Origin of the sequence: Zarconia navalis LEGE 11467 (assembly GCF_015207075.1) — a bacterium.
Lineage (GTDB): Bacteria > Cyanobacteriota > Cyanobacteriia > Cyanobacteriales > Geitlerinemataceae > Zarconia > Zarconia navalis.
In genome coordinates, this window is the sequence record NZ_JADEXN010000136.1 from 1 (window position 1) to 10,348 (window position 10,348).

General features: G+C 51.4%; 10 protein-coding genes and 1 pseudogene. 4 read left to right on the plus strand and 7 right to left on the minus strand.

Annotation, left to right across the window (positions count from 1 at the left end):
• From cysK to IQ235_RS09300, 7 genes are all read right to left on the minus strand, one after another.
• Window positions 1–884, minus strand: an 884-nt coding sequence (gene cysK, locus IQ235_RS09270; protein WP_264321192.1) for a cysteine synthase A, incomplete at its 3' end; no start/stop codon positions are given.
• 102 nt (window positions 885–986) lie between these two features.
• On the minus strand, window positions 987–1,427 hold the full coding sequence (locus tag IQ235_RS09275) for an RrF2 family transcriptional regulator (protein ID WP_441373255.1): 441 nt from the start codon (window positions 1,425–1,427) through the stop codon (window positions 987–989).
• A gap of 182 nt (window positions 1,428–1,609) precedes the next feature.
• Window positions 1,610–1,783, minus strand: a complete 174-nt coding sequence (locus IQ235_RS09280) for a Uma2 family endonuclease (RefSeq protein WP_319592566.1) — start codon at window positions 1,781–1,783, stop codon at window positions 1,610–1,612.
• 127 nt (window positions 1,784–1,910) lie between these two features.
• A complete protein-coding gene (locus IQ235_RS09285) occupies window positions 1,911–4,976 on the minus strand; it encodes an ExeM/NucH family extracellular endonuclease (protein WP_264321194.1) in 3,066 nt (1,021 codons plus the stop codon).
• Between the two features lie 564 nt (window positions 4,977–5,540).
• Window positions 5,541–7,130: an HD-GYP domain-containing protein gene (locus IQ235_RS09290; RefSeq protein WP_264321195.1), complete on the minus strand. Its 1,590-nt coding sequence runs from the start codon at window positions 7,128–7,130 to the stop codon at window positions 5,541–5,543.
• A 273-nt stretch (window positions 7,131–7,403) separates the two neighbouring features.
• A complete protein-coding gene (locus tag IQ235_RS09295; protein WP_264321196.1) occupies window positions 7,404–7,679 on the minus strand; it encodes a 4a-hydroxytetrahydrobiopterin dehydratase in 276 nt (91 codons plus the stop codon).
• A 339-nt stretch (window positions 7,680–8,018) separates the two neighbouring features.
• Window positions 8,019–8,192, minus strand: a complete 174-nt coding sequence (locus IQ235_RS09300) for a hypothetical protein (protein ID WP_264321197.1) — start codon at window positions 8,190–8,192, stop codon at window positions 8,019–8,021.
• Here IQ235_RS09300 and IQ235_RS09305 point away from each other — a divergent pair, their 5' ends adjacent.
• The 4 genes and pseudogenes from IQ235_RS09305 to IQ235_RS09320 all read left to right on the plus strand — a co-directional run.
• Window positions 8,193–8,834, plus strand: a complete 642-nt coding sequence (locus IQ235_RS09305) for an RDD family protein (protein WP_264321198.1) — start codon at window positions 8,193–8,195, stop codon at window positions 8,832–8,834.
• Between the two features lie 50 nt (window positions 8,835–8,884).
• Complete coding sequence (rpmG, locus tag IQ235_RS09310; RefSeq protein WP_264321199.1) at window positions 8,885–9,073, plus strand: 50S ribosomal protein L33; 189 nt, start codon at window positions 8,885–8,887, stop codon at window positions 9,071–9,073.
• 121 nt (window positions 9,074–9,194) lie between these two features.
• Window positions 9,195–9,413, plus strand: a complete 219-nt coding sequence (gene rpsR / locus IQ235_RS09315) for a 30S ribosomal protein S18 (RefSeq protein WP_264321200.1) — start codon at window positions 9,195–9,197, stop codon at window positions 9,411–9,413.
• A gap of 24 nt (window positions 9,414–9,437) precedes the next feature.
• Window positions 9,438–10,348, plus strand: a pseudogene (locus IQ235_RS09320) (RNB domain-containing ribonuclease); the annotation flags it as partial.

Consider the following 10,348-nt stretch of genomic DNA (forward strand, 5'->3'; position numbering starts at 1 on the left):
TAAGAGACAGCGATCAGTTTACCGTCATTTTCCGGTCGTTGGGCAACTCGAACGGCTGCACACAATGCCGCACCGGTGGAAATGCCCGAGAGCAAACCTTCTTCGCGCGCCAAACGCCGACCGTAGGCGATCGCATCCTCGTCAGTCACCGCCACCACTTCATCGATGATATCCACATCTAGCACTTGCGGCACGAAACCGGCGCCGATGCCTTGAATTTTGTGAGGACCGGGATTGCCGCCAGATAGAATCGAGCTGTTGGCCGGTTCGACAGCGATTGCCTTGAAGGTCGGTTTCTGGCGCTTGAGCACCTGAGCCGCTCCGGTAATCGTGCCTCCCGTTCCCACTCCCGCAATCAAAATATCCACCTGACCTTCCGTATCTTCCCAAATTTCTTTGGCGGTAGATTCTCGATGAATTTGGGGGTTGGCCGGGTTGCGGAACTGTTGCAACATATAGGCATTGGGTGTACTTTCCACAATTTCTTGGGCGCGGGAGATCGCCCCTCGCATTCCCTCAGTTCCCGGCGTGAGTTCTAGTTGTGCGCCGTAAGCTTGCAACATACACCGACGTTCTACGCTCATGGTGTCCGGCATCGTGAGAATGAGTTGATAGCCTCTCGCCGCCGCCACCATGGCTAAGGCAATACCGGTATTTCCCGATGTCGGTTCGACCAGAATGGTTTTACCGGGGGCAATGGTTCCTTCGCGTTCTGCCGCATTGACCATATTGACCCCAATCCGATCCTTGACGGAGGCAGATGGATTCATGCCTTCGAGTTTGACGAGGATGCGCGCGACGCAGCCTTCTGCTTGGGGGATGCGATTCAATTGAACCAGTGGAGTGCGGCCGACAAGTTCTGTGATGTTATGGGCAATTTTTATCATGATTGTGGGAATAATTCGATTGGGAGCGTTTTTTTTGAGATAACGATTTCGTCAGAGAATCGCACCGAAGTAATGGCTCGGTCGATGAGATCTAATGGATTAGATGTAATACATAATATTGAGTTGCTGCTTGGCATCTCGTTGCTCTTTGAGATCTTGAAGGGTATATTTTTGCAGGACGGAGTGGGTGGTTTGGCGCACTTCTTGCCAAATTTCGCGCACGATCGCGCTTTCAATCGTTTTCGGACTTGACTTGGTGGCAGACGATCGCGTTTTCAAGCCTTCAATGCACTCGACAATTTCGAGCAGGGTGACTTTCCAGGGTTCTCGAGCCAGAAGATAACCGCCTTTAGCCCCACGTTCGGAACGCACCAAACCTCCCCGTCTGAGGGTGGCGAGTAGTTGTTCTAAATATCGATCGGGAATCTGTTGCTCGGTGGCAATTTGCCGAATTTGCCGGGGTTCGCCTTGGGTGTAATGGTTGGCGAGTGCCAGCAGAGCCAGCATTGCATATTCACTTTTACAAGAAAGTTCCACGATCGCGCCTTGGGGTAAGTTTCGATCTCAAATGTTATCCATTATACCCCGGTTCTCCACTGGGGTTTGTTGATTGTTGCCCTATCTAATTTCCCCGATGCTACTGATGCCGTTAGACGAAACGGTGATGGTCATCAACTCGATCTCGAAAATATTCTTGAAAAACGATCTGTTGCCAAAGACTTTCAAAACAACTGACTGACACAACAGCGAAAACCCGGTAAAATCGGGCTGGTCAATTCATCACTTTCATATAAGGTTGCGACGAGTTCCAATAAGGCATTTTTGCGGCGATAAATTGCAACCGTTCGATCGACTCGATCGACGATCCAATATTCTAAAACCCCGATCTCAAACAGAAACCGAGGTTTTCAAGTGATGCTAATTGAGACGAGATTCAGTTAACAAATATGACTCTATTCGTTAACCAATATCATCGTTGGGATCGACATCCGGCCGTTGACCCCTACAGTTCATGGGAAATTGCTACACGAACGTAAACTCAGAACCCTCCAAATCCAGGGCAAACGCATCTCGGACGATCGCAATCAGTTCCCGAACCGGATCGCTGACTTCCCAAATCTGGGTGTTGCCGTTCCGTTCTCGCAACTCGTAGCTTCCCCCAGCAAACAGTTGAATCGTATCGGTTCCAGCCTCGAAATCGCGCACCACACCGCGACCGGCCCAACCTTCGGAAACCACCGTCGCCCCATCGTCGTAGAACGCGCCATTTTCGTCGCCGAGGACGAATAAATCCGCGCCCGCATCGCCGATAAGGATATCTCGTTCCCCCGTACCTGACGCTCCCAGGGTATCGTCAACGCCAATCAAGGTATCGTCGCCGTCGCCACCGCGCACCGTGTCGCTGTCGGAACCGCCCGTGAGGAAGTCGTTTCCAGTCCAACCCAGGATGCGATCGCGACCGTCACCACCCGTCACCGTATCGTCACCAGTCCCTCCACCCAGGGTGTCATCTCCCGCTTCCCCGTCGAGGATGTCGTTTCCGCGATTCCCGCGTAGAATGTCGTTTCCCTCCCCGCCACTAACGGTGTCGTCTCCGCCGAGGGCTTTCACCACATCGTCACCCGAGGTGGCGCAAGCGGTGAGGTCGTCGCTTCCGGAGGTGGGATTGCAACCACTGTCAGAAGATAAATCCAACCCCAATACCAACGGATCGTGGTCGGAGTTGCGGAACTCGTCGTTGGGATTGAAGAGGCTGGGGTCGTTAAATTCGCTGCTGTAGTCGAGGGCATCGGGTTCGTCGGCGTTGACGTGCCATTTCGCCCCTCCCGTCACTTGGGATGCGAGACTGCCGTTAGCCAAAGCGCGATCGAGGGAACCCCACTGACCGCTGAAGACGAAGGAGTAGTCCCCAGTGACGATGTTGGTATATCCGGCATTTTCGATCGCCGCGATCGGATCTTCTTGGGTGTAGGCATTCAAATCGCCGATAATTAAAACATCATCATCGCCGCTTCCCGTGGGATCTGCCGCCAGCCAGGAGGTGACGGCATCTGCCCCATCCAGCCGACGCTGGTTCCAGTTCCCCTGACCGTCTCCGGCATCGGCATTCGCCCCGGTTGCCGTTCCATTGCGATCGCCTTTGGATTTGAAGTGGTTCGCCGCCACGGTAAATTCTTCGCCGAAATCGCTATTGTTCGCATCGATGACTTCAAAGCTTTGGGCGAGGGGAGTGCGGTTGGTGTTCACCCCGTCGAACAGTCCGGGGGTATTCAAAAATGCTGCCGTTCCCGACTCCTGCACCACATCGGCATCGTAAATAATCCCCACGGCGATCGCATCTGAACCCAACTGAGGGACACCGGGATCGACATAAGTATAGTTGCGTTCGGTTTCGGCATTCAGCGCGTCCAGCAAATCTTGAATGGCACTATTTGCCCCGTCGCCATAGTCGTTTTCTACCTCCTGAACGGCAATAATATCGGCATCGAGTTTATCTAACGCCGTCACCAGCTTTTCGGTTTGGCGCTGGAAATCGCTAAAGGTTTCTGCGCCTCGCGCCGTGGGGAAGCCGCTCCCCATACCGTTGCCGTTGAAGTAGTTGAGGAGGTTGAAGCTGGCTACCGTGACGTTGCCGCCAACGTTGGGGGCCTCTGCCGGACGGGGGTTGGTGGCTTGGTAGTCGATCGGTTCGGTGGGTTGCACGCGATAGTTCCCAAAGCCGAAACCGAGAATTCCCGTTACCGAGGAGACAGTATCGCCGCCGCGCAGAGTATTGCTGGAGGTGAGGTTGTTGCCGCCTCGGGCGTTGGGGATGGGGAAGTTGTTTTGCCCGTTGCGTCCGTCGTCGATGAGGATGCTGCGCCCGGCGATATCTTCTAAATGTGCCGCAAAGCCGGAAACGCTGGGGGCGTTATTTTGGGTGAACTGTTCCAAGCGTCCCCCGGAGGAGAGGAGAACTTCCCCAAACCGATCGAAATTGAAATGTTCCGTCACCGTCAAGTCGCCCGATGCCGCTTGCACGTCTACTAGCATTCCTTCGTAGCTTTCCAAATCGTCTACATCGGCTATGGGAAAGCGAACCGTCGTCGCAGTCGGTAGGGCATCGGTTCCCACGACAGTAATAGCGGTGGGATTCATCTGGGTTTGCCCGAACTGTTCGACGACATCCCCGGTAATTTCTACTGTGTCGCCAACATTGACGCGATCGGACGAAAAAACAAACAATCCTTCAGAGGTGAGGGGATTGGCATCGGCATCGGCATCTTCTTCCTGAATGTAGAACCCACCCAGTCCCGGAAATACCTCGGTGACAACGGCTTCGATGGTATAGGTTCCGGTATCGGAAGTATCGGTGGTTCCCTGAATTTCGTGAATTTTGGTAATGTCACCGCCACCGCCGTTTCCACCGCCGTTCCCACCATCATCGGCATCCCCAGCAAACAGGATGTTATCGACGAAAATATTCTCGCTGCTGGCATTGGTATCGACGCTAATGGTTAAAGTGAGATTTTCACCAAAGCCCTGGTTATCGATGAGGTCGTCTAAATCGACGGTAACGCCGTTCCAGTTGGCACTCCCGTTATCGGCAGAGGCATTGGCTTCGAGTTCCGTTTCGCTGAAATTGAGGAAGGTTTGGGAATTGATGCCGTCGCTGAGGGTAAAGAAGAAAGCATCGTCGCTTTCGTAACTGGTGTCGGCAATCCAATAGTCGAAACTGAGGAGGCGATCGACTTCGCCGGTGACATCCACTGCTGCAAACACTAAATCCAATCGCCCGTCGCTGTCGTTGAATTCAAAATTATGTTCGACCCCTGAAGCAACAGAGGTTCCATCGGCAGCAACATCGGGAGAACTCGACCCGGCAAAGGAATTGACCCCGATAAAATCACTACTGTCGCTGGAGGGTGTGACGGGACCACTGCCAACACTGCGGGTATCAAACCAAAAGGTAGAAAAAGTCAGTCCGTTGCTGCTGTCATTGTTAAAAGAACCGAGGTTGGTCAATTGTCCGCCATCTGCAAGTCCATCGGTGGTGAATGCATTACCATCGGCTAAACTGTTAAAATTTTGCGATGCGATCGGATTCATCGTTATTCTCCTAGTGACAGCTTTTTCGATTTCTAAAGTCTATTTTGGATATTCATTCCCTTTTTAACTCGATAATCGAGATCGAAATTTCAGTCCAATTCAAAAATGAAGTGGATACGATCGAGCTAGAGAATGGAGAGTCTGCTGGAAAACTGTGGGGCAATTGGCTTTAAAATAAGACTTAGTTCTTATAAGTTTTTACTCTTCTCTTTCAATATTTTTGAATATAAACGACGCGATCGGGTTAAAATCAGATTATGTTTGCATTAAATTTGAATTGCCAGAATGCTTTAATCCTCTAGTATTATGACGCATCATATTAGAGAATTAAAGATATCAAATTATCTCAAATTCGGATGGTTAGTTATCATTTGGTTCGGTCTGCGGCTAACTTATTCCCCTACCCGCTAACACCATCCATTATTAATATGGCGGTTGCTATATCCCGACCTTGGCAGGGCGAATACAACCATTGCCTTAAAGCTTTTTGCAACATCTAGTTCGTATCGAAGCTGGCTGATGCGTTCCAAGACGATGATTACTTGCGCCTGACGTTCTCCCCGTTCATTTCACATCATCCAATGCCAACCTATGTCCGAGAATCGAAAAGACTTGGCGCTCTTCAAACAGCTCGAACAGTTCTAGGTTGAGTTTGGTCTCCTGAGCTTCTTTGCGCAGAATGGCAAGGGCTTCTCGGACGGGTAAACCTTGCTTGTAGGGTCGGTCTCCAGCAGTCAGCGCATCGTATATATCGGCAATCGCTAAAACTTGCGCCTGGATCGGAATTTCTTTATCTCTTAAACCTTTGGGATAGCCGCTCCCATCTAACTTTTCGTGGTGCGCGTAGGCAATTTCGGGCACCTTTGCCAAATTTTTCGTCCAGGGAATTTGCTGGAGAAACTGGTAGGAGTAAGTAACGTGGGCTTCCATTCGCGAGCGTTCTCGCGCGGTTAAATTGCCACGAGTCAGTCTCAATTGTTTCAGTTCGCTGTCGCGAATCAACGGCTCTGGCTTCCCCTCTAAGTTTTGATAGGTATACTCGGAAACTTCTTCGAGTTCTCCAAGTCGTTCGTCCGATGATTGCTGGGGTTCGTTGGCTCGTTCGACGATCTGCCAGTATCTATCGAGTCGAGCCAGGGAGGCGGTGAGTTCTTCGTCAAGTTGAGTCAGGGAGGCAGTAAGTTCGCCAGCACCGGCCCCCGATCGCTCTACAGCATACTGATATTTAGCTTGAGCGCACTCTAGCTCCAACGTGCGCCGCACGAAGTCAAATCGCTGTTTGACCAAGGCGAGCTGTTCGGGGTACAGCTTTTTGGATTTCGTGAGAATCACCTCGGGAACGCCGAGTTTGCCACAATCGTAGAGACGGGCTGCATATTGAATCACTTGAAGTTGGCGATCGCTCAAATGAACCCGTCGCAACGACCCCGTGGTGGCGCTGTTCACCTGTTCGCACAAGCGAATGACTAACTGCGAAACGCGCTCTGAATGACCGGATGTAGAGGGATCTCGAGCTTCGATAACTTCCACGGAGGTTTTGACGAATCCCTCGAACAGCTGCTCGATTTCTTGCTGGATGCGATCTCGCTCGATGGAAATTCCGGCTTGACTGGCAAGCGATCGCACCACTCGCTCTTCCCAATCGGAAAACGGCTCGACGATCTCCTCGACGTTCTCGGGGTTGAGTAAAAATTCCGGTTTTTTCTTGCGATTGAGCAATTGCAAAACGCCGATGGTTTCCCCTTTGCGATCGCGCATGGGTAACACTAGTACCGATCGGGTGCGATAGCCAATATCTTGATCGAAATTGCGGTTGAGGTGGTATGGAGCTTCTGGGGGTAGGAAATAGGCATCTGGAATATTGAGGCTTTCTCCCGTCAGCGCAACATATCCGGCTAAACTTTCATCAGTCAGGGGAATGGCAAATTCCCGAAACGAAACAAACGGACGGGAAGCATTCTGAGCGGCTTTGAATAGGAGTTTGGGTTGAGAGTCACTGCGATCGACCAAATATACGCTTCCCGCGTCGCTACAGGTAATTTCCCGACTTTTGGATAAAATCAGGTTCAGCAGTTCGCCCAATTTGTAGCTTCCAGAAAGGGCAACACCAATTTCGAGTAGTTTTTCAATCGGTTGAGTTCGATCGACTGGCATCGGTTGTACCGATTTAGGTAATAGGTCTGGATTTATTGGCGAGGCGCGATCGTTAAAAAATCAACGATCGGTCAGATTTGACTCGAACGAGCGCTGTTCTCTCGCTCTTGGTAATTCCCAAAACATCCCATGAGTCGCTCTGGAAATTCCCAACCCCGAACCACTCCCATCGATAGCCTATCTCTTCTAGGAAAAAAGAATCCTCGAGATTTTCAATGTTCTCGGGTTCGGCTAGGGGCGATCTTCAACATCAATTCTTGAGAAGCCTTGGTGTTACAAACCCGAAATCACTTGCGCGAGTTCAAAATCTTTTTCTGTCAGACCGCCAGCATCGTGAGTGGTGAGGCTGACTGTGACTTTATTGTAGGAAATCGTCACATCGGGGTGATGTTGGGACGTTTGGGCAGGTTCCACCAAACGATTCACGAACTCGATCGCCTTGACAAAGTCTTGAAAAACAAACGTTCGCGTCAAGTTTTTTCCGTCTAAATTCCATTGGGGAATTTGCTTTGCTTTTTGTCTAATTTCTTCATCGCCGAGCAATGACATTTTGCACCCTACACGATTAAAATTAACTAAACTTTTGGACGCTTTGACAAGAACAAAAATATTTGGGACTTGTTCTCGCGGTTCGGATTTGAAAAACTATCCGCTCCTCCTCGGCGATCGGAGTAACTAAAAAATACCCAACCTCTAAAAGTAGGAGCGGTCTAGCGGGTCTTCAGACTGGAACCTGACTGCCGGAAGGAACTCCAGCTCGACTTGGTTCGCGCGGACTCTCACTTAGTCTGCAAACAGACACAAGCCGATCTTAGAGAACGGCTCCGGCACGCAGCCGGCTAAGTCCAATCTGACGACCCTGGATACTACTACTATCTTGCATGGGCATCACCTCCGTTCCAAATTGACGGCATCGATCGCGCGATTGCGATCCCAATTAGCATAGCACAAGAGGGTGTAGGGCGGGGGCAGCACCCCCCGAGTCGAGATTGCGGCGATCTCGATGACCCCAATTTCTTTAAAATAGAGAGAAACGATCGCCTTTGAGGGAAGTTCGTACATTTGGGCTGCAAACTCAAGTCAGCCAAAGCCGATTCCCCATTTCTAGACTCGATCGCCTCAGTCTCCACCGAACAGAGCTGTTTTGTTATGGATTACGATGATGCCCTCACCTCTTCGGTCCCTTCTCGCGCGCCCAAAATTCCCCTGGGAAGGCGAGGATGGGCATTTGCGACAGATGTGTTTGCCGCCAGTTTTTTGAGTGCGCTGCTCGGGGGCGGAACTTTCTCCCTCGCGGGGGCGATTTCCTTTCTAATCGTTTGGTTCGGCTTGCGGGCGATCGTGCCCCTGCGCAATCGCGGACAGAGTCCCGGTCGCTGGGCCTTCGATCTCAAACTCATCGACGAGCGATACCAGGGTCTTCCCAGTTTTGCCGAACTGTCCAAGCGAGAGGCGATCGCTGGGTTTGGGGCATGGCTTGCCGTAACGGGATTGGCCAACCTCGGGCCCCTCACCGGGATGTATGTGCTCCTGCTGGTTCCCCTGGGAATCGATTGCGGGATCGCCTTTGCCGACCCGGCCGAGCAACTGGCATTTCACGATCGAGCCAGCGGCACTCGGATCGTCGGATCGCGCCGAGGCTACTCCCTCGATCTTAAAGTCAAAAAATGGGTTGCGATAATTCGCCAGCGTGTGAAACAATAGGAAGTTGCGTCTAAAATTTCGCACAATAGCAATCGGGAAATACAAAGGTTATGGCCAAGGGCGTTCGCATTATTATCACGCTAGAATGCACGGAATGTCGCACCAACGTCGCTAAGCGATCGCCGGGTGTGTCTCGCTACACTACGCAAAAGAACCGCCGCAATACAACAGGACGACTCGAAATCAAGAAGTTCTGTACCCACTGCAACCGCCATACCCTACACAAGGAAACGAAATAGGGTGGTGAGGTTCTTGCATCGTTGTGAGTGCGAGCTGCTCGTTTAGGTAAGCGGGCATCCCCGGCATTCAAGTCATTCGTTTTTCGTTTATTGAATTTAATCTCAGATACAGTTGTAGAATATGTCTTCTTTTTACCGTCGCCGAGTTTCTCCTATCAAACCAGGCGATCCCATCGATTACAAAGATGTGGATCTGCTGCGAAAATTCATCACCGAACGAGGCAAAATTCTCCCCCGTCGGATTACCGGTTTGACCGCCAGACAGCAGCGAGATTTGACGCGAGCGATCAAGCGAGCTAGGATTCTAGCGTTGTTGCCGTTTATCAATAAAGAAGGATAATCGAGCGGTTAGATCGGCGAGTTGTTGGAACGTCGAGCTGCTAACTCGAAGAATTTAGAGTTCAACGGTTGCGTACAGGAGATAGACCATCGGGTGGAGAAGGGTCAGCTAATCGAATTTCGCGTCCAGGGAGAACGTCGCCTCGCCGTTCTCGATCGTCCCGAGGGCAAAAAAAACTGGGTTGCCATCGACGAAGTCGGTCAGTCTCGCACCCTGACCCCCAAGCAAATTTCCTATATCGTTGAAGGTCAAACCTATAAGAGTTCGGAAATTGCCAGTTTCCGTCAAGATGTCAAAACCTACCTCGATCCGTCTAGTTTAGAGGTGGCTTGGGAAATTCTCATCGACGATAGCGCGGCGGTCGATCCTCAAGAAATGGCCGAGTTGCTGTTTAGCGATCGCAGTCCTCCTCCGTGCTATGCGGCCCACTGCATGCTGTGCGAAGACAAAATTTATTTTAAAAATAAAGGCGATCGCTACGAACCTCGTTCCAGCAGCCAAGTCGCCGAACTCAAGCACCAAATTGAAGTCGAGCACCTCCGGAAACGGGAATGGCAAGATTTTCTGGAGAAAGTTCGGCAAGCCCTCACCGCCGGTTCTGGGAAGTGGAACGAGCGCGATCGCTTGCGCCTGGAGGTGGTCGAACGATTTGCAGCCTTAGGAGAAGATGCTCCCCATCGCGCTGGGGCGACCGAGCTGCTACAAACTCTAGAGCGACCGGCAACGCCTCCAGCGGCATTCGACCTCTTGGTCGATTTGGGTCTTTGGAACCCTTACGAAAATCTATTTTTGCGCCGCGCCGGACTCCCCACCTATTTTTCTAGTCAGGTTCTTGATGTGGCGCAATGCTGTTTGAAATCGCCCCCCCCCGATCCCGAAACCAATCGGTTGGATTTAACCCACCTGAAGATTTACACCATTGATGATGCCAGCAC